Raw genomic sequence first — 19,095 nt, 5'->3', positions numbered from 1 at the left:
GTTACAGTCTGTGAGTACGACTGTTGCACATCATATTTGTCAGGTTTTATCAGATCTTTTTCCGGATTATTCCTTTCCTGGTCAGCCTGGTCCGCTAAAACTGGATTCGAGAACGGTTAATACTGGCGATATTTTTATTGCTCTGAAAGGCCATACCCTGGACGGTTGTCAGTTTATTGATGCCGCTATTACTCAGGGAGCCGCATTGGTGCTGGCCGAGTCTGATCAGAATCATGTAGTTTTGCAGAACGGGGTACCGGTTGTTTACCGAAGTAATTTCCGGGAAGAGCTTGGGACCTGGCTATTCCAGGCAGGTGGTATTTCCTCCGAGGTCTTTCATCTGATTGGTGTGACAGGGACCAACGGGAAAACGTCTGTATCTCATTATATTGCCCAGTTACTGGAGTATGCTGGTCAGTCAGCTGCTGTCATTGGTACGGTAGGGGCAGGACCTTTGCATAATATGCGTACTGCAACGTATACAACACCGGATATCATTCAGTTGCATCAGCTGCTGGCTGACCTGTTTCATCAGGGGTATCACTGGCAGGCGATTGAGGTATCTTCTCATGCTCTGGATCAGCAGCGAATTGCCGGAGCGCCTTTTAAAGCTGCAGTCTTTACCAATCTTAGTCGCGATCATCTGGACTACCATGGAACAATGCAGGCTTATGGTCAGGCCAAAGCTCGTTTGTTTCAGAAAAAAGATCTGGCCATTGCTGTTGTCAATCTGGATGACCCTTTCTCAGAGCTGTTACAACGCCAGCATCAGGCAAAGGCGCTGTTGACTTACAGTCTCTCTGATCCATCTGCTGATCTGTTTTGTTCTGATATTGGTGTGCTTCGGGATGGTTTTGAGTTGCATCTTAATGGGCGCTGGGGAGCATTTCAGCTGATTCTGCCTCTGTTTGGCATGTTTAATATTGCTAATGTGCTGGCTGCGGTAACCTGCCTGGCAGGGTTGGGAGTTTCTATGTCCGTCCTCGCTGAAGGGTGTCGCCAGCTTAAACCTGTGCCGGGCCGAATGCAGAATGTTTCTCTGACAACAGGCCGTCCGGCTGTTGTGGTGGATTATGCTCATACGCCTGATGCGCTTGAGAATGCACTATGTGCTGTACGTGGACACCTGTCGGGTAATTTATGGTGTATCTTCGGGTGCGGTGGAGACAGAGATGCGGGTAAACGCCCGCAAATGGCTGAAGTTGCTGAAAGGCTGGCTGATCATGTGGTGGTGACCAGTGATAACCCCAGATCTGAATCACCACTGTCGATCATTGATGATATCAGGCAAGGCCTGTCTTTGCCTGCTGCACTGGTTCAGAGTGACCGTTATCTGGCGATCAAAGAAACACTGGCTATGGCCGGACCTGATGATGTGATTCTTTTGGCAGGGAAAGGTCATGAAACGTACCAGGAAATCAAAGGGGTCCGCCATGATTTCGATGATGTTGCTATTGCCCGTCAGTTACTGGAAGCCTGATCTGTATAACCTTTTTCCGGAGTCAAAGCCACTATGATGCGAGCCTTATCTCTTTCTGAGTTGCAGAAAACCTTTGGTGGCCAGTTGATTAATGGAGATGCAGAATTCAGTCAACTGGTGATTGATTCTCGCAAAGTCTCTCATGGGGATCTCTTTGTTGCGCTGAAAGGTGAGCGCTTTGATGGCCATCAATTCTGTTCATCTGTTGTCAGCCAGGGTGCCGTTGCTCTGGTCGTCAGTGAACCTCAGCCGTTGCCTGTTGCTCAATGGCTGGTGGCAGATACCCATCTTGCTCTGGCACAGATTGCTTCTTTTAATCGTCAGCTGTTCACCGGCCCTGTGATCAGTGTGACGGGCAATAGTGGTAAAACAACGGTTAAAGAGATGCTGGGGGCTATCCTGTCATTGTCGGGGTGTCCCCTGATTACCAGTGGTAATTTCAATAATGATATCGGTGTTCCTCTGACGCTGCTCCGGTTACAGCAGGAGCATGATTATGCTGTGATAGAGCTGGGTGCAAACCATCTGGGGGAGATCGCATATACCGCCGATCTTGCACGTCCTCAGGCAGGGATTGTACTGAATGTGACCGGAGCCCATCTGGGGGAGTTCGGTTCAATGGATAATATTGCGCTGGCAAAAAGTGAACTTTTGTCCGCTTTGCCGGATCATGGTGTAGCGATTATCAATGGTGATGATGCCTATGCTCCCTACTGGCTGAATAAAGCTGAAGGTCGACGAACTCTGGTGTATTCGGTTAAGACGTCGCCCTCATGTGATACAAGAGAAAAAAGGGTTGAGAGACAAGTAGGCGGCCATTCAATTCAGGCAACAACGACAGGATATTACTTTGTATTGTGTATGCCGGACGGTGAGTTTCCTGTGCAGCTGAATGTACCTGCCAGGCATAATGTATCCAATGCGCTGGCCGCCGCCGCTGGTGCTTACAGTCTGGGAATCCCTTCCGGCCAGATTGTAAAAGGGCTGGAGCAATTCTCCGGCATAAAGGGCCGTTTACAGACTTTATCGGGGCTAGCAGGTGCGACTTTGCTGAATGACAGTTACAATGCCAACCCCGGCGCTGTTCAGGCCGCAGTTGATACTCTGATGGATTTCCCCGGTAAGCGTATTCTGGTTCTAGGAGATGTGGGGGAGCTGGGTGATGAGGCTGAACGTCTGCACTTTGAGATGGGGATATATGCTCGTAGTGCAGGTGTTGATGAATTATGGACTCAGGGCACTCTCAGCCAGAATGCTGCCAGAGGGTTTGGAGAGGATAGCCGGCACTTTGATGATCAGGTGAATCTGATTGCTGAACTGAAACAAGCGGTTACAGCTGATTCGGTGTTGCTGATCAAAGGCTCGAGAAGTGCTGCTATGGACAAGGTCTCAGATGCGCTGATGGATAAATCTGAGATCTGAATGTCGCTTTATGTGACGCAATAAAAATGATAATTCAGGAACTGTTTTGACCCATGCTTCTTATTCTGACTGACTGGCTTGCCCAGTTTTATAGTCCTTTCAGTGTATTCAGTTATCTAACATTAAGAGCTATTCTGGGAGTGTTAACTGCTCTGGTATTCTCTTTGTTACTCGGGCCTGTGATGATTCGTAAGCTGGTCGATGCTCAGATCGGGCAAGCTGTCAGAGATGATGGGCCTCAGAGTCATCTGAGTAAAAGTGGTACTCCAACAATGGGGGGAGCCCTGATTATCAGTGCAATAGCCATTAGTACGCTGCTCTGGGCCGACCTGAGTAATCGTTATGTCTGGGTCGTATTGCTGGTTACTCTGCTGTTTGCCGCAATTGGCTGGGTGGATGACTACCGTAAAGTGGTTGAGAAAAATTCCCGTGGCTTACCCGCGAAATGGAAGTATTTCTGGCAATCTGTTACGGGGGGCGGTGCTGCAATTTTTCTCTATTTTTCTGCTCCGAGTCTGGCTGAGACCTCATTGATTATTCCTTTTATCAAGGATTTTACCTGGGAGATGGGGCTATTATTTGTTGTCCTGACCTATTTCGTTATCGTGGGTACCAGTAATGCGGTGAATCTGACAGATGGTCTGGATGGTCTGGCTATTTTACCTACGGTGCTGGTTGGGTCTGCATTAGGGGTATTTGCTTATGCCTCCGGTAACCTGCAGTTTGCTGACTATCTGAATATCCCTTACATCGCTGGTGCCGGCGAACTAGTGGTCTTCTGCGCCACTATTGCAGGCGCAGGGCTGGGTTTTCTCTGGTTTAACACCTATCCGGCTCAGGTTTTTATGGGAGATGTTGGCTCTCTGGCACTGGGGGCTGCTTTAGGGGTTGTAGCTGTTATTGTTCGCCAGGAAATTGTGTTGTTTATTATGGGTGGGGTTTTTGTGATGGAAACCCTTTCCGTTATTCTTCAGGTCAGTTCTTTTAAGCTGACCGGGCGTCGTATTTTCCGTATGGCTCCTATTCATCACCACTTTGAGTTGAAGGGATGGCCCGAGCCAAGAGTGATTGTACGTTTCTGGATTATTACCGTTGTACTGGTGCTTATTGGCCTCTCAACGTTGAAGTTGCGCTGAGGTTATTCAGATTGGTATGTCCGGACGAAGCACTTCGATAGTTGCCTGTTCCGGGCTGGAGTATAAGACTGCGTTTGGCAGAGAAACTTTTGTTCTGGTGTTTATGACTCTGTGCAGAACGCTGAAAGGGGGCTGGATTTTGCCGCATTCTGTAATTATAGGACTTGGACAAACAGGTTTATCCTGTGCTCGTTATCTGGCAGATCAGGGTGTGGCGTTTGCTGTAGCTGATACCCGTTTCAGGCCTCCGGGACTTGAGCAGTTTGAACAGGCGTTTCCTGATACTGAAATCTGGCTGGGACCGCTGGATGCAGGGCAGTTGTGTGAGGCTCAGGAATTGGTGGTCAGTCCCGGGGTCGCGATCAGTGAGCCTGCAATTTGCCTGGCTGCGGAGCAAGGTGTTTCCATCGTTGGTGATATTGAACTGTTTGCCCGGGCGGTATCTGTCCCGATTATTGCGATAACAGGGTCTAATGCGAAAAGTACGGTGACTTCTCTGGTAGCTCAAATGGCAGAGAGGTCAGGGATTAATGTCGGTATGGGGGGGAATATTGGTGTTCCTGCCCTTGAGTTGCTTAAAGACTCACCAAAAGATCTGTATGTACTGGAGCTGTCTTCTTTTCAGCTGGAGACAACGCACTCTCTGAAAGCTCAGGTGGCCTGTATTCTTAATATAAGCCCGGATCATATGGATCGTTACCCTGATGTTCTGGAGTACACGCTTGCCAAACAGAGGGTCTATGCCGGATGTGAATACGCAGTAGTCAACCGCTCTGATGAGGCTACTCTGCCTGTTCATGGTTATAAAACAGGGATGGTTGGGTTTGGTACCGACCAGCCTGAGTCTGGTGAGTTTGGTGTGGTCTGTCATGAAGGAAAAGAATATCTGGCTCTGGGGCATGAGCGTCTGATTGCTGTTGATGACATTACTCTGACCGGCAGGCATGGCCAGGAAAATGCTCTGGCAGCTCTGGCGATCGGTCAGTGTGCCGGTTTTTCATTTTCTGCCATGCTGGAGGCACTCAGATCTTTTCAGGGGTTGGCCCATCGTTGTCAACTGGCAGGCAGTATTGATGGTGTTAATTATATTAATGACTCGAAAGGTACGAATGTTGGGGCAACCGTTGCTGCGTTGAATGGCTTAGGTCCCGGATGTGCTGGTAAGTTGATACTGATTGCCGGAGGTGATGGCAAAGGTGCTGATTTTGGAGACCTTGCAGAGCCTGTGCAGTCGTATTGCCGGGAAGTGGTTCTACTGGGAAGAGATGGGCCTCAGATTGAAGCCATATTACCAGATGGAATTGCCTTCAGTTATGCCGCCGATATGCAGGATGCTGTCATTAAGGCCCGTGCGGTGGCTGAGCCTGAAGATCTGGTACTGTTATCACCAGCCTGCGCCAGTTTTGATATGTTTTCGGGGTATGCTGCTCGTGGGGATGCTTTTGTATCTGCAGTAAAGGAGCTGAGCCTTGATTGCTGAGAAATTAGCAAAATTTAAGATGGGGGCTGAGGTCGCTCCTGCAGAACAGGATACCGGTAAGATCAGTGCGCTGGCTACATTTTTACACCTGCCATATGTAAACAGGGAAATGACACGCCGAGTGGATGGCTGGTTGCTTTTTTCGGCTCTGTTCTTGTTGTTTCTGGGCTGGTTGATGGTGACCTCTGCATCGATGGAAGTCGCTGGCAGCCGGTACGGTAATCCTTTCTTTTTCAGCATTCGCCACGGTATTTATGTGTTGATGGGGCTGGGACTGGGGCTATTTATTGTCTTGATTCCCATGCGCTGGTGGTATGACAACAGTTTTGTCCTGCTACTGATGGCTTTTTTATTATTGCTGGCGGTGCTGGTGCCGGGAATCGGGCGTGAGATTAATGGTAGTTCCCGCTGGATCTCTCTGGGTATTGTTAATTTGCAGCCCTCGGAACTAGCCAAGCTGTTTATGATGGTTTATCTGGCTGGGTATCTGGTGCGACGACTGGATGAGGTCAGAAATAGGTGGTCTGGTTTTATTAAGCCGCTGGCAGTAATGGTCTTTATGGGGCTATTGCTGATTATGGAACCGGATTATGGTGCTACTGTTGTGATTCTGGGTAGTATGCTGGGTATGTTGTTTTTATCCGGTGTTGGCATGATGCGTTTCATTCTGCTTCTGGTGGCTACCGTTTCTATGGCTGGAATGATTGCTATGATGCAGCCTTATCGAATGAAACGACTGACAACGTATTTTGATCCCTGGTCTGCCCAGTTTGATTCAGGGTATCAGCTGACGCAGGCTCTGATCGCTTTTGGTCGGGGCGGCTGGGATGGACTTGGGCTGGGCAATAGTGTCCAGAAGTTGTTTTATCTGCCGGAAGCGCATACTGATTTTGTATTTGCTATTCTGGCTGAAGAGCTGGGGTTAATTGGAGCACTGGCGACACTGTTTATTTATGGTTTGCTGGTTTTTCGCATGGTTCATATTGCGCGAAAGGCCGGTGAGACAGGCTTACTGTTCCACTGTTATACCTGTTTTGGTCTGGCTCTGGTTATTTCCGCACAGGTTTTTATTAATATTGGTGTGAATACTGGTCTGTTGCCAACAAAGGGGCTTACCTTGCCTTTTATGAGTTATGGCGGCAGTAGTCTTCTGGTCAGTTGTGTTATGGTCGCCATTACCCTCAGGGTTGATCAGGAAACCCGACTGACACTGAAAGAACGTGAACGCCTGAAGGAAGAGAAACGAGCGGAGTATGCCAGAAAAAGATACTAACCCCTATCAGGGGAAACGAGTGCTCATCATGGCCGGAGGAACGGGTGGACATGTTATTCCGGCTCTTTCACTGGCATCTGAGTTCCGCAAACGAGGGCTGACAGTTGAGTGGCTTGGCAGTCCGAACGGTATTGAAAACCGGCTGGTTCCAGCGGCTGATATTCCATTAAATCATGTTCAGGTAGCTGGTCTGAGAGGCAAAGGTATACGGAGAAAGTTATCAGCTCCCTGGTTAATTATCAGGTCTGTCTGGCAGGCGATATCGGTATTAAGGCGCTATAAACCTGACCTGGTTATCGGGCTGGGAGGTTTTGCCAGTGGTCCGGGAGGGCTTGCTGCCTGGATAATGAGGGTGCCTTTGTTTATTCATGAGCAGAATGCTGTCGCCGGTATGACAAATCGCTGGTTAAACCGTTTTGCCCGTAAAACCTTTGCTGCTTTTCCCGGCGCTTTTGCAGAAGATAAAGCCGTCGTGAGTGGTAATCCGGTTCGAAATGAGCTGTTTGATATAGCGCCAGTCTGTACTGAAAATGAGCGCTATCACTTGCTGGTGGTTGGTGGAAGCCTGGGTGCTCAGGCGATCAATGATTGCTTACCTGAAGCGTTAAGCTCTATCCCAGAACACCAGCGTCCAGTGGTGCGTCATCAGTCCGGGAAAGGTAAAAAAGACCGGACATGTCAGGCTTACCAGGCTGTTAATATTGACTCTGATGTGACGGAATTTATTGATGATATGCATCAGGCATACAGCTGGGCTGATCTGGTATTGTGTCGTGCCGGAGCCTTGACTGTTTCTGAACTGGCCGCAGCTGGCCGGGCTTCTGTTCTGGTGCCTCTGCCGATTGCTGTTGATGATCATCAGACAGCGAACGCCCGTTTTCTGGTCCACGAAAAGGCTGCTGTGCTGATGCCTCAGAAAGAAATGAATGCGTCTACGCTGGCAAAAGTGCTGACTGATTTGTCCGCAGATAAAAAACAATTGAAGCAAATGGGCCTGAATGCACGTAAAGCCGCTCAGCCCAGAGCGACCAGTCAGGTTGTTGATGAGTGTCTGGAGATATGTTTTGACTGAAGAAAAAAACGGTTATCGTGTTCCCGGAATGCGCCGGATCCAGCGTATTCATTTTGTTGGTATTGGTGGCGTAGGTATGTGTGGCATCGCAGAGGTGCTGTTGAATCAGGGGTATGCGATATCTGGCTCAGATCTGAATGAATCTGCCAGCGTGAAACGTCTGATAGGGCTGGGGGCTCAGGTTTTTATCGGTCATTCGGAATCTAATGTATCCGGAGCAGATGTTGTTGTCGTATCAACAGCGATTAACCCGGATAATCCCGAAGTAGCCTATGCTATGGCCAATCGGGTGCCAATTGTGCGTCGCGCTGAAATGCTGGCAGAGCTGATGCGTTTCCGGCACGGTATTGCTGTTGCGGGTACTCATGGTAAAACCACCACCACCAGTCTGATGGCAACTGTACTGGCAGAAGCTCAGCTTGACCCTACTTTTGTTATTGGCGGACGTCTTAATAGCGCAGGCAGCAATGCCAGGCTGGGTGAAAGTCGTTACCTGGTTGCAGAAGCAGATGAAAGTGATGCGTCATTCCTGCATCTGCAGCCAATGGTCTCTATCGTGACCAATATTGATGCTGATCACATGTCGACCTATGGTGGTGATTTCAGCAAACTGAAACAGACATTTATCGACTTTTTGCACAACTTACCTTTCTATGGTCTGGCTGTTGTCTGTATTGATGATCCTGTTGTCAGAGATATTCTTCCGGAAATAAGCCGGCCAGTTATTACTTACGGTTTCAGTGATGATGCTGATTACAGGATTGAGTCTTTTTCTCAGCAAGGGCAGCAGATCAGTTTCACAGCCTGCAGGCCAGGAGGTTTACCTGATCTGCCAGTGACACTGAATATGCCCGGTAAACATAATGCACTGAATGCTCTGGCTGTTATTGCTGTCGCTACAGATGAAAGTGTCAATGATCAGGCTATTTGTCAGGGGCTGGCACGTTTTGAAGGTGTTGGCCGTCGCTTCCAGGTGTTAGGTCAGCTGGAGCACGATAATGGCTCTGCCATGCTGGTGGATGATTATGGCCATCACCCCAGAGAAGTGGAAGCAACGATTAATGCTGTACGCAGTGGCTGGCCCGAACGCAGGCTGGTTATGGTATATCAGCCTCATCGTTTCAGCAGAACCCGTGATCTGTATGAAGATTTCGTTCAGGTTTTGTCCGGTGTGGATAAACTCTTGCTGATGGAGGTCTATGCGGCTGGTGAGCAGGTCATTCCTGGTGCCGATGGTCGTGCACTGAGTCGTAGTATCCGGGAGAGAGGGCAGGTTGAGCCTGTATTTATTCCTGATAAAAAAGAACTGAGCAAAGTCCTGTCTTCGGTGCTGAATGATGGAGATATCCTGTTGATGCAGGGTGCAGGAGATATTGGTGGGCTGGCGCAGAAGCTATCGGCTTCTGACCTTAAAACAGTAATCAATGAGGATAAGTGATATGCGGGTGGCCGTTCTGTATGGTGGCATGTCAGCTGAGAGAGCTGTTTCTCTGAAGAGCGGGCAGGCAGTCATTGATGCTTTGCGCAGTATTGATATTGATGTGTTGCCTGTTGATGTTTGTGAAGGCTGGCTGGATCAGTTCCGAAAAAATGAATTTGATATCGCATTTCTGGCGCTGCATGGTCGGGGTGGCGAAGATGGCACTATTCAGGGATTGCTTGATAGCCTGGACATTCCCTACACAGGCAGTGGTGTGCTGGGTTCTGCTCTGGCTATGGACAAAGTACGGACCAAACAGATCTGGCAAACACTGGGTTTGCCAACACCTGCATATGCTGTGATTGATCATGACAGTGATCCCGAACAGATCTGGCAGACTCTTGGTGGTCCCCTCATGGTTAAGCCTGTTCATGAAGGCTCCAGTATCGGTCTGTCCAAAGTTGAGCAGCTGGATGAGCTTAAAGTGGCTGTTCTCAAAGCTGAAGAGCTGGATAGTCAGGTTATTGCAGAGCAATGGATTACCGGAAAGGAGTATACCGTAACGATTCTTGACGGTCGGGCGCTGCCTGTTATTGGTCTGGAGACTCATCACCAGTTTTATGATTATGAGGCGAAATATCTGGTGGATGATACCCGATATCTGCTGCCTTGTGGTTTAACAGAGGCAGAAGAATCCCATATTCAGTCCCTGGCTATTGAAGCTTTCAATGCAGTGGGATGTCGGGATTGGGGGCGTGTTGATCTGATGGTTGATGGTGACAACAGGCCTCAGTTGCTGGAAGTCAACACTCTGCCTGGTATGACTGATCATAGTCTGGTACCTATGGCTGGAAAGGCTGCAGGTTATAGCTTTGCTGAGCTGGTTCTTGAAATTATCAGGGCTGCGCAGAAACGTTATCATGCTGTGTGAGTGGTAAAGGAGTTCATTGGTGAGTCGTTATCAGTTACGTCTTGACTGGTTAAATCCACTGATCCTTACTTTGGTATTTATTATCATTGCGGCAGGATATAAGTTTATTCAGCCGCTGCTTTACTGGCCTGTCAGTGAAGTTCGGGTGTTAGGAAAGCTTGAACATACCCGTCCGGACCAGTTGCAGTATGTTCTGGCGAGAAGTCTGCTGCCTGGGTTCCTGGCTTCAGAGTTATCCGAAGTGAAGAGTGGGGTTGAAGCTCTGCCCTGGGTGGACAGTGCTGACATCAAACGCGTCTGGCCAGAACAGATAGAGTTAAGGCTGAAAGAAAAGCAAGCCGTAGCAAACTGGTTGCAAAATGGTTTGCTGGATTCTAATCTAGTTCCTTTTTTTCCAAAGGATCAGAAAGCGTTTGAATCTTTACCGCATCTTGCAGGGCCTCCGGGAAGTGAAGAGAAGGTCTGGCAGGTTTATCAGACGGTCAGGCAGGAGCTGGAAGCGTACGGATTAAAACCAGATGTGCTGTCTCTGGCTGGATATGGTGCCTGGTCACTTCATATTGCTGATGGTCCCTGGATTCTGCTGGGTAAAGATCATCTGGAAGCGAATCTGAGGCGTCTGAAATCAGTTTACGAAAAGCTGCCTGAGCGCTGGAGTGAAATACGTCTGGTGGATATGAGGTACCCTAATGGTTTTGCTGTTGAATGGCAGCAATAGTCTTTATAATCTTGCAGATGATCTGTTTTTTCTTGGTTTTTGAGTTTCAGTATTCAGGAGTATGCCCGGCTTATGGCGGCAGATATGACGGACAACAAAACAATTGTCGGGCTTGATATCGGAACATCCAAAGTTGTTGCTATTGTTGGACACCAGCGACCGGATGGCGATATTGAGATTGTTGGCATAGGAACTCATCCTTCTTTTGGTATGAAAAAAGGAGTGGTGATTAATATTGAGTCTACCGTTCAGTCTATTCAGCGAGCTATCGAAGAAGCTGAACTGATGGCCGGGTATGATATTCACTCTGTTTTTGTCGGTATTGCTGGCAGTCATATCAGAAGTCAGAACTCTCATGGCGTGGTAGGTACCACAAACCGCGAAGTGACTCAGGCCGATATTGATCGTGTTATTGAAACGGCTCAGGCTGTCACCATTACGGCAGATCAGGAGATTATTCATCTACTGGCTCAGGAATATGCCATTGATGATCATGAAGGAATTAAAGAGCCTCTTGGTATGTCGGGTGTAAGACTTGAAGCCAAAGTGCATCTGGTGACAGCGGCCGTTAATGCTATACATAATATTGAGAAGTGTGTGCAGCGCTGTAATCTGGATGTTGACGGCATCATCCTTGAGCAGCTGGCTTCAAGTCATGCAGTTCTGAGTGACGATGAACGCGAACTGGGCGTTTGTATGGTAGATATTGGTGGTGGCACCACAGATATTGCTATTTTTACTGAAGGTGCGATTAAACATACTGCTGTGATTCCCATTGCAGGCGATCAGGTGACTAATGATATTGCAATGGCGCTAAGAACACCGACAAAAAGTGCGGAAGAGATTAAAATTAAATATGCCTGCGCTTTAACGCAGCTGGCGGATGAGGATCATGTTTTTGAAGTCCCCAGTATTGGGGATCGTGAGCCTCAGGAGCTGTCCAGGCAAAGACTGGCTGAAGTTGTTGAGCCAAGATACGAAGAACTGTTTTCACTGGTTCTGGATGAAATTCGTCGTAGTGGGTTTGAAGACCTGATTCCTGCAGGTGTCGTGTTGACTGGAGGGGCATCTAAGATGGAAGGTGTGACTCAGTTGGCAGAAGAGATCTTTCATATGCAGGTAAGAATCGCATCTCCTGTTAATATTAAAGGGTTATCAGAGGTAATGGGAAACCCGATTTACTCTACAGGAGTCGGCCTGATTGCATATGGCTTGCATAATAATGATCTTTCCAGATCTCAGGCCAGCTACTCAGGTGAAAAACAGGCAGAATCGCATGGGACATCCGCAACGGTTCACGATATTGATAGCGTTGATGCCGGTGTAGTTGATAGAATTAAAGGCTGGTTTAAGGGTAACTTCTGACAAAGCTGCGTTTTATAGTGCGTTGAGGAGACTGGATAATGTTTGAGATTTTAGATAATGCAGCAAATGCCAACGCTGTCATCAAGGTTGTCGGAGTCGGCGGCGGTGGCGGTAATGCGGTTACCCACATGCTTCGGCACAATGTCGAGGGCGTTGACTTTATTGTGGCTAATACAGATGCCCAGGCACTGAAAAAGGTTGAGGCGAAAAGTATTATTCAATTGGGCAGCGAGCTGACTAAAGGTCTGGGAGCTGGTGCGAATCCGGAAGTTGGCCGTCAGGCTGCTTTGGAAGATCGGGATCGCATTGCTGAATTGCTGGCTGGTTCTGATATGGTTTTTATTGCTGCGGGAATGGGTGGTGGCACAGGTACTGGTGGCGCACCGGTAATTGCTGAAATAGCCCGTGAGCAAGGCATTCTGACAGTAGCGGTTGTTACCAAGCCTTTCCCGTTTGAAGGCCGTAAAAGAATGGCAATTGCAGAAGCTGGTATTAAGGCTCTGTCGGAGCATGTTGATTCTCTGATCACGATCCCAAATGAAAAGCTACTGACTGCGCTTGGCAAAAATACCAGTCTCCTCCAGGCGTTTGGGGCAGCAAATGATGTTTTACTTGGTGCTGTGCAGGGTATTGCAGACCTGATTACCCGTCCAGGTATGATCAATGTAGACTTTGCTGATGTACGTACAGTGATGTCTGAGAAGGGCATGGCTATGATGGGTAATGGCTCCTCCAGTGGTGAGAATCGTGCTCTGGAAGCAACAGAGAAAGCTATTCGCAGCCCATTACTGGAAGATATTGATCTGCGCGATGCCAGAGGTATCCTGGTTAATATTTCGGCTGGACAGGATTTCTCGATTGGTGAATTTACCGCTGTAGGTGATCTGCTGGATGAGTTTTCATCAGAGCATTCTACTGTAGTGATAGGGACATCTATTGATCCGGAAATGGATAATAGCGATGAGGTGAAAGTGACTGTTGTTGCTGCTGGCCTTGGTCCTGACCTGGGTGCTCGTAAGCCGGAAGATATACAGCAATCCGCTCCACAGGTTCAACAGCCACCTCAGCAAGCTACTGCGGCACAGGTACAGCCTCAGGCCGATGTCTCCAGACAGGCTGGTTCTGTTTCGTCTGAAGCCGCTGTGCGTCAGAATGCTGCTGCTCAGTCGGCTGCAACCAGAAGGGCACCTGAAGAGAAGATGGCCTCAGCACCGACAGACTATACTCAGTTTGAACGTCAGCCCGCGATGAACCGTAAAGCTCAGGCTCAGACTCAGGATCCTGCTGCTATTAAAAAGCAAGCTGAGAGCAAATCAGATATGGATTATCTGGATATTCCTGCTTTCCTGAGACGGCAGGCGGATTGATATCTGCCCGGTAAGCATAAAAAGCTTTTATTGATAGCAGTTATCATTAGTAATCTGGTACGATAGATACTATTTAAACCTTATAGCGTAAGAAGTGGCATGATTAAACAGCGGACACTAAAGAATACGATTCGTGCGACAGGCGTAGGCCTGCATTCTGGAAAAAAAGTGTATTTAACCTTGCGTCCTGCCGCTGTTGACACGGGCATTGTTTTCAGAAGAACGGATCTTGATCCGGCTGTTGAGATAAAAGCCACCGCCACAAATGTCAGTGAAACAACGTTATCAACAACGATTGGTCAAGGAGAAGCAAAAGTCGGTACCGTTGAGCATCTGTTATCCGCTCTGGCTGGTCTGGGGATTGATAACCTGTATGTTGAGGTCAGCGCTCCGGAAGTGCCTATTATGGATGGCAGTGCAGGGCCTTTTGTATTTCTGATACAGTCTGCAGGTATTTGTGAGCAGGATAAAGCAAAGCAATTTATCCGCATTAAAGAGTCTGTGCGCGTTGATGATGGCGATAAAATGGCTTCATTCAAACCATATGATGGCTTTAAGGTTTCCTTTGGGATTAATTTTGATCATCCAGTGTTTTCCCGTCAGAAGCAGGATATAACAATTGATTTTTCAAGCACTTCTTTTGTGAAAGAAGTGAGTCGTGCCAGAACATTCGGATTTATGCAGGATATTGAGTTTTTGCGCTCAAAGAATCTTGCCCTGGGTGGTAGCATGGATAATGCTATTGTCGTTGATGAGTACAATATTCTGAATGAAGATGGTTTACGCTATGAGGATGAGTTTGTCCGCCATAAAGTGCTGGATGCTATCGGTGACTTTTACTTGCTTGGCTATGGTCTGATTGGTGAGTTTGTTGGGTATAAGTCCGGTCATGGTCTCAATAATATGTTGCTCAGAGAGTTGCTGCAAAGGCCTGAGTGCTATGAGATTATCACTTTTGAAGAAGCTGATATTTCTCCTATTTCATATATGAAACCTGCTGCAGTCTGAGTTGATATTAACGGATAAAAGCCTCGTATATCGGGGCTTTTTTTTTGGTGAGGCCGCCTGTGTTTTGCTTTTAACCTGGTGATCAGGTTTCCTTACAGTCTTCAGAGATATGTCTGGCTAATGCCATAAGGGCTTTTTTCAGGCCCTCGTCAGAGCAATGCCGGGCTCCTTCAGAGATTGTCTCTGCTATAAGGGGGCTTTTACGTCGCTTTATTTTTTTTTGTCTGGCAGAGGCCTGTGATATAGCGGGCCTTACTCTGATTGATACTTTCCGGATTTCAGCCCACTCATAGTGCTGGTTAATATGAGTTATAATAACAGATTGAAACTGGCGCAAACGGGTGAGTAGCGATGCTGTGTGGATATGGATGATCACTTCTGATCGGGAGATATTCGCAATAAAGCAGCGTTGTCGGAGGTTTTCAGGTAATAATACCTGCATCTCATTGTTAAGTTCTTGTAAAAATTCACTTTTGCGCCATATCCGGGCTGGCATGCTATTTTCCTGGTGAATTATCGTATTCAGGCGTTTTGTCGAGCGAGCGGATCGCATATACTGTGTCCAGCTTAGGGTCAAGTAAAACAAATATTTATAATACGGAATTAAGTTAGGGTCAGCTTGATGAATATTGTCATTTTTAATAATCGGCATACCGCCTCTAAACATTTTAACATCTCACGCTTTACTCTGACCTTATTAGTTTTACTCTTTATTGTAACGCCAATGGTTGTTGGTGGAGCTGGCTTGTATTTCATCCTGAAACAGGAAGATAAGTTGCTGACCAATGAGTCAGCACGTCAGTGGATGTCAGATCTTACTACGCAGAAAGAGGAAGTGCTGAAATTGAAGCAGCATTCCCAGGAACAACTGGATGCTTTAACTGTCCGAATAGCTGAACTTCAGGCCAGGCTGGTGCGGTTAGATGCTCTGGGCAAAAGGCTGACTCACATTGCTGATCTTGATCAGGGGGAATTTGATTTTGACCGTACTCCTCCGGTAGGTGGCCCGGCAGCAAAAGAAACGGGCGTCAGAGTTGAAGTAGATGATTTCATCTCTTCTCTTGATGAGCTGGCACGCACTATTGAAGATCGTCAGCAGCAGCTTGAAGTAATTGAATCTCTGCTGGGAAACCGAAAAATTCAGGATGATGTATTTATTGCTGGAAGGCCGATTAAAAAAGGCTGGTTGTCATCTAAATATGGCAAAAGAACAGACCCTTTTACCGGGCGCAAAGCATGGCATGAAGGGGTCGATTTTGCTGGTAAAGACGGCTCTGAAATTATTGCAGTAGCCGCAGGGGTTATCACTTGGTCTGGCCCCCGGTATGGGTATGGACTGATGGTGGAAGTGGACCATGGTGGTGGCTATACCACACGCTATGCCCACAATAAGGAAAATGCTGTGAAACCCGGTGATATTGTCAGCAAAGGCCAGGTATTGGCCTATATGGGAAGCAGTGGCCGGTCGACAGGACCCCATGTGCATTATGAGGTCAGACATAAAGGCCGTTCCGTGAACCCCGCAAAGTTTATCAACAGAGCCAGTCGCTAAGGCTTGTCAGACGAATCACATTCCTGCCCGCATGAGTCCATGTTACTATGCGGGCAGAATTTTATTATTTTCATGCCTTTCTGTTTCAGGCATTCAGTTATTGAAGAAATATCATGGTTGCATCCCTGTTAAAAAAAATTATCGGAAGTAAGAATGACCGTGAACTTAAGCGGTTAGGAAAGATTGTAAAAAAAATTAATGCTCAGGAAGAGCAACTGCAAGCCTTATCAGATGATGAGCTACAGGCGAAGTCTGGTGAGTTCCGGTCCCGTCTGAAAGACGGACAGACACTGGAGCAGATTTTGCCAGAAGCTTTTGCTGTCTGTCGCGAAGCCAGCGTCCGGGTAATGGGAATGCGCCACTTTGATGTTCAGCTTATCGGCGGTATGGTGCTGAACGGTGGCAAAATTTCTGAAATGCGCACTGGTGAAGGTAAAACGCTGGTTGCGACTCTGGCTGTATATCTGAACGCTCTGAGTGGGAAAGGTGTGCATGTCGTTACTGTGAATGATTATCTGGCGCGTCGTGATGCGGAATGGATGCGCCCTCTGTATGAGTTCCTCGGGCTGACCGTAGGTGTGGCTGTGCCAGGTATGATGCCTGAGCAGAAGCGGGCAGCCTATGCCTGCGATATTACATACGGCACTAATAACGAATTCGGCTTTGATTATCTTCGCGATAACATGGCTTTTTCTCTGGAAGACAGAGTGCAGCGTGAGTTGAATTTTGCCGTTGTTGACGAAGTTGACTCTATTCTGATTGATGAAGCGCGGACGCCTCTGATTATCTCTGGTGCAGTAGAAGATAATACAGAGATGTATCGTACTGTTAATAACCTGATTCCTCTGCTGGAGAAAGGTGAGGAAGTCACAGAAGGTGATCAGACAACAACGACAGGTCACTTTATTAAAGATGAGAAGCAGAGAACGGTTGACCTGACGGAGGACGGCCACCAGTTCGTTGAAGAACTGCTGCAGAAAGAAGGCTTATTGCCTGAAGGGGAAAGTCTGTATGCGCCGGGCAACCTGAGTCTGCTGCATCATATCAATGCAGGTTTACGTGCTCATAATTTGTTCCAGAGAGATGTTCATTATCTTGTTCAGGATGATGAAATTGTTATTGTGGATGAGCATACCGGACGCTCTATGCCCGGACGACGCTGGTCTGAAGGGTTGCATCAGGCTGTTGAAGCAAAAGAAGGTGTAGCGATTCAGAATGAGAGTCAGACACTGGCCTCAACAACCTTCCAGAACTATTTTCGCTTATACGACAAACTGTCCGGTATGACAGGTACCGCCGATACTGAAGCTTTTGAGTTCCGCCAGATTTATGGTCTGGATGTAGTGGTTATTCCAACCAATAAAAAGGTTCAGAGGAAAGACCTTAATGATCTGATCTATCTGACAATGGAAGAAAAGTTTGAAGCTGTAATTAAAGATGTGAAGTATGAAACCGAACAGGGACGACCTGTACTGGTGGGGACTGCATCCATTGAAGCTTCTGAGTATGTCAGTGGTCTGCTGAAAAAAGCGGGTATCAGACATAATGTCCTGAATGCTAAGCAACATGCCAGTGAGGCTGAGATTATTGCTCAGGCCGGGCGTCCGGGTTCAGTAACGATTGCTACCAACATGGCAGGTCGTGGTACTGATATCATGCTGGGCGGTAACTGGGAAGCAGAAGTTAATGCGGAAGATAACCCTTCCGATGAACGTATAGCAGAGATTAAAGCCCAATGGCAGGAACGCCATGATGCTGTACTGGCTGCAGGAGGCCTGCATGTTGTTGGTTCCGAGCGCCATGAGTCTCGCCGCATCGATAATCAGCTGAGAGGCCGTTCCGGTCGTCAGGGTGATCCGGGCTCAACCCGATTCTTCCTGTCTATGGAAGATGATCTGATGCGTCTGTTTGCTTCTGACCGAATCCGGGGCTTTATGCAGGCTCTGGGTATGGAGAAAGGTGAGGCTATTGAGCACCGTATGGTGACCAATGCGATTGAGAAAGCGCAGCGCAAGGTAGAAGGCCGCAACTTTGATATCCGTAAGCAGCTGCTGGAATACGATGATGTTGCAAATGATCAGCGTACAGTGGTGTACCAGCAAAGGGATGAAGTTCTGAACTCTGAGTCGCTGGAAGAAATGATTGATTCAATCAGAGCTGATGTTCTGGGTGAGGCAATTGATACCTGTATTCCACCACAGAGTATGCCTGAACAGTGGGATATCTCTGGACTGGAACAACATCTGGAATCAGAGTTTGCGTTGCGTCTGCCTGTGCAGCAGTGGCTGGATGAAGATCAGTCTCTGTATGAAGAAACCTTGCGAGAAAAAATCAGTGATGAGCTGGTAAGAATCTACCGAGAGAAAGAAGAGCAGGTAGGTATTGAAACCATCCGTCAGTTTGAAAAGCAGGTTCTTCTTCAGGTCCTGGATACACGTTGGAAAGAACATTTGCAGTCAATGGATCACCTGCGTCAGGGAATCCATCTGCGTGGCTACGCCCAGAAAAACCCGAAACAGGAATATAAGCGCGAATCTTTCGAGCTGTTCCAGTCAATGTTGTCCAATATCAAGCACGATGTTATTCGGGTTCTGAGTCATGTTCAGGTTCAGAAAGAAGAAGACGTTGAAGAGATGGAACGTCGCAGACGTGAAGCTCAGGCTCAGCAGCAGTATCAGTATCAACATGCTGATTCAGGAGGCATGCAGGGCGATGAAGACGTATCAGATAATTCAGATAATAATGAAAATCAGGTTCAGCCTTTCGTTCGTGATGGTCGAAAAGTCGGACGCAATGAACCTTGCCCATGCGGTTCTGGTAAAAAATATAAGCAGTGTCACGGTAAGCTCAGTTAAAAGTCTGAGTGGTTTA

The 19,095-nt window shown here is 47.8% G+C and carries 15 protein-coding genes; 14 read left to right on the top strand and 1 reads right to left on the bottom strand.

Annotated features, from left to right (window positions below):
• Positions 1-10 precede the first annotated feature (10 nt).
• The 12 genes from H4O21_RS02530 (at position 11) to lpxC (ending at position 14,672) form a co-directional block, all read left to right on the top strand.
• Entirely contained in the window at positions 11-1,480 is a 1,470-nt protein-coding gene (locus tag H4O21_RS02530) for a UDP-N-acetylmuramoyl-L-alanyl-D-glutamate--2,6-diaminopimelate ligase (RefSeq protein WP_182807262.1), read from the top strand.
• A 33-nt stretch (positions 1,481-1,513) separates the two neighbouring features.
• A complete protein-coding gene (locus H4O21_RS02525; protein WP_182807261.1) occupies positions 1,514-2,902 on the top strand; it encodes a UDP-N-acetylmuramoyl-tripeptide--D-alanyl-D-alanine ligase in 1,389 nt (462 codons plus the stop codon).
• Positions 2,903-2,955: 53 nt separating this feature from the next.
• Positions 2,956-4,038 (top strand): phospho-N-acetylmuramoyl-pentapeptide-transferase, encoded by a 1,083-nt coding sequence (gene mraY, locus H4O21_RS02520; RefSeq protein WP_182807260.1) that lies wholly within the window; start codon positions 2,956-2,958, stop codon positions 4,036-4,038.
• Between the two features lie 16 nt (positions 4,039-4,054).
• Positions 4,055-5,518, top strand: coding sequence for a UDP-N-acetylmuramoyl-L-alanine--D-glutamate ligase (gene murD, locus H4O21_RS02515; protein ID WP_305082218.1), 1,464 nt, complete (start codon positions 4,055-4,057; stop codon positions 5,516-5,518).
• Positions 5,508-6,791 (top strand): putative lipid II flippase FtsW, encoded by a 1,284-nt coding sequence (gene ftsW / locus H4O21_RS02510; protein ID WP_255487094.1) that lies wholly within the window; start codon positions 5,508-5,510, stop codon positions 6,789-6,791. The genes murD and ftsW overlap by 11 nt, the downstream gene beginning before the upstream one ends.
• Positions 6,772-7,863: an undecaprenyldiphospho-muramoylpentapeptide beta-N-acetylglucosaminyltransferase gene (gene murG / locus H4O21_RS02505; RefSeq protein WP_182807259.1), complete on the top strand. Its 1,092-nt coding sequence runs from the start codon at positions 6,772-6,774 to the stop codon at positions 7,861-7,863. The genes ftsW and murG overlap by 20 nt, the downstream gene beginning before the upstream one ends.
• Positions 7,835-9,301, top strand: coding sequence for a UDP-N-acetylmuramate--L-alanine ligase (murC, locus tag H4O21_RS02500; RefSeq protein ID WP_182807258.1), 1,467 nt, complete (start codon positions 7,835-7,837; stop codon positions 9,299-9,301). The genes murG and murC overlap by 29 nt, the downstream gene beginning before the upstream one ends.
• Before the next feature lies 1 nt (position 9,302).
• On the top strand, positions 9,303-10,214 hold the full coding sequence (locus H4O21_RS02495; RefSeq protein ID WP_370463907.1) for a D-alanine--D-alanine ligase: 912 nt from the start codon (positions 9,303-9,305) through the stop codon (positions 10,212-10,214).
• A gap of 19 nt (positions 10,215-10,233) precedes the next feature.
• On the top strand, positions 10,234-10,932 hold the full coding sequence (locus tag H4O21_RS02490; protein WP_182807256.1) for a cell division protein FtsQ/DivIB: 699 nt from the start codon (positions 10,234-10,236) through the stop codon (positions 10,930-10,932).
• 72 nt (positions 10,933-11,004) lie between these two features.
• Positions 11,005-12,297 carry a cell division protein FtsA gene (gene ftsA / locus H4O21_RS02485; protein ID WP_182807255.1) on the top strand — a complete coding sequence of 431 codons (1,293 nt, stop codon included), beginning with the start codon at positions 11,005-11,007 and terminating at the stop codon, positions 12,295-12,297.
• A gap of 38 nt (positions 12,298-12,335) precedes the next feature.
• Positions 12,336-13,664: a cell division protein FtsZ gene (gene ftsZ / locus H4O21_RS02480; RefSeq protein WP_182807254.1), complete on the top strand. Its 1,329-nt coding sequence runs from the start codon at positions 12,336-12,338 to the stop codon at positions 13,662-13,664.
• A 99-nt stretch (positions 13,665-13,763) separates the two neighbouring features.
• Positions 13,764-14,672 carry a UDP-3-O-acyl-N-acetylglucosamine deacetylase gene (gene lpxC, locus H4O21_RS02475; protein ID WP_182807253.1) on the top strand — a complete coding sequence of 303 codons (909 nt, stop codon included), beginning with the start codon at positions 13,764-13,766 and terminating at the stop codon, positions 14,670-14,672.
• An 82-nt stretch (positions 14,673-14,754) separates the two neighbouring features.
• Here lpxC and H4O21_RS02470 read toward each other — a convergent pair whose 3' ends face one another.
• Positions 14,755-15,225, bottom strand: coding sequence for a DciA family protein (locus H4O21_RS02470; protein WP_182807252.1), 471 nt, complete (start codon positions 15,223-15,225; stop codon positions 14,755-14,757).
• 69 nt (positions 15,226-15,294) lie between these two features.
• Here H4O21_RS02470 and H4O21_RS02465 point away from each other — a divergent pair, with 69 nt between their 5' ends.
• Together H4O21_RS02465 and secA are read left to right on the top strand one after the other, a co-directional pair.
• Entirely contained in the window at positions 15,295-16,224 is a 930-nt protein-coding gene (locus H4O21_RS02465) for a M23 family metallopeptidase (protein ID WP_182807251.1), read from the top strand.
• Positions 16,225-16,337: 113 nt separating this feature from the next.
• Positions 16,338-19,079, top strand: a complete 2,742-nt coding sequence (gene secA, locus H4O21_RS02460; RefSeq protein WP_182807250.1) for a preprotein translocase subunit SecA — start codon at positions 16,338-16,340, stop codon at positions 19,077-19,079.
• Positions 19,080-19,095 lie beyond the last annotated feature (16 nt).

The sequence above is a fragment of the Oceanospirillum sediminis genome, assembly GCF_014164585.1.
Classification (GTDB): Bacteria; Pseudomonadota; Gammaproteobacteria; order Pseudomonadales; family Halomonadaceae; genus Oceanospirillum; species Oceanospirillum sediminis.
Note: the sequence above shows the minus strand (reverse complement) of the source record. Positions and strands in the feature narration are given on the sequence as shown.

Excerpts from the sequence above, each read along its gene's own strand:
- mraY (WP_182807260.1), top strand. The coding sequence starts at position 2,956 with ATGCTTCTTATTCTGACTGACTGGCTTGCCCAGTTTTATAGTCCTTTC.
- murC (WP_182807258.1), top strand. The coding sequence starts at position 7,835 with ATGAGTGTCTGGAGATATGTTTTGACTGAAGAAAAAAACGGTTATCGT.
- secA (WP_182807250.1), top strand. The coding sequence starts at position 16,338 with ATGGTTGCATCCCTGTTAAAAAAAATTATCGGAAGTAAGAATGACCGT.
- murG (WP_182807259.1), top strand. The coding sequence starts at position 6,772 with ATGCCAGAAAAAGATACTAACCCCTATCAGGGGAAACGAGTGCTCATC.
- H4O21_RS02525 (WP_182807261.1), top strand. The coding sequence starts at position 1,514 with ATGATGCGAGCCTTATCTCTTTCTGAGTTGCAGAAAACCTTTGGTGGC.
- ftsA (WP_182807255.1), top strand. The coding sequence starts at position 11,005 with ATGGCGGCAGATATGACGGACAACAAAACAATTGTCGGGCTTGATATC.
- ftsZ (WP_182807254.1), top strand. The coding sequence starts at position 12,336 with ATGTTTGAGATTTTAGATAATGCAGCAAATGCCAACGCTGTCATCAAG.
- lpxC (WP_182807253.1), top strand. The coding sequence starts at position 13,764 with ATGATTAAACAGCGGACACTAAAGAATACGATTCGTGCGACAGGCGTA.
- H4O21_RS02465 (WP_182807251.1), top strand. The coding sequence starts at position 15,295 with ATGAATATTGTCATTTTTAATAATCGGCATACCGCCTCTAAACATTTT.
- H4O21_RS02495 (WP_370463907.1), top strand. The coding sequence starts at position 9,303 with ATGCGGGTGGCCGTTCTGTATGGTGGCATGTCAGCTGAGAGAGCTGTT.
- murD (WP_305082218.1), top strand. The coding sequence starts at position 4,055 with ATGTCCGGACGAAGCACTTCGATAGTTGCCTGTTCCGGGCTGGAGTAT.
- H4O21_RS02470 (WP_182807252.1), bottom strand. The coding sequence starts at position 15,225 with ATGCGATCCGCTCGCTCGACAAAACGCCTGAATACGATAATTCACCAG.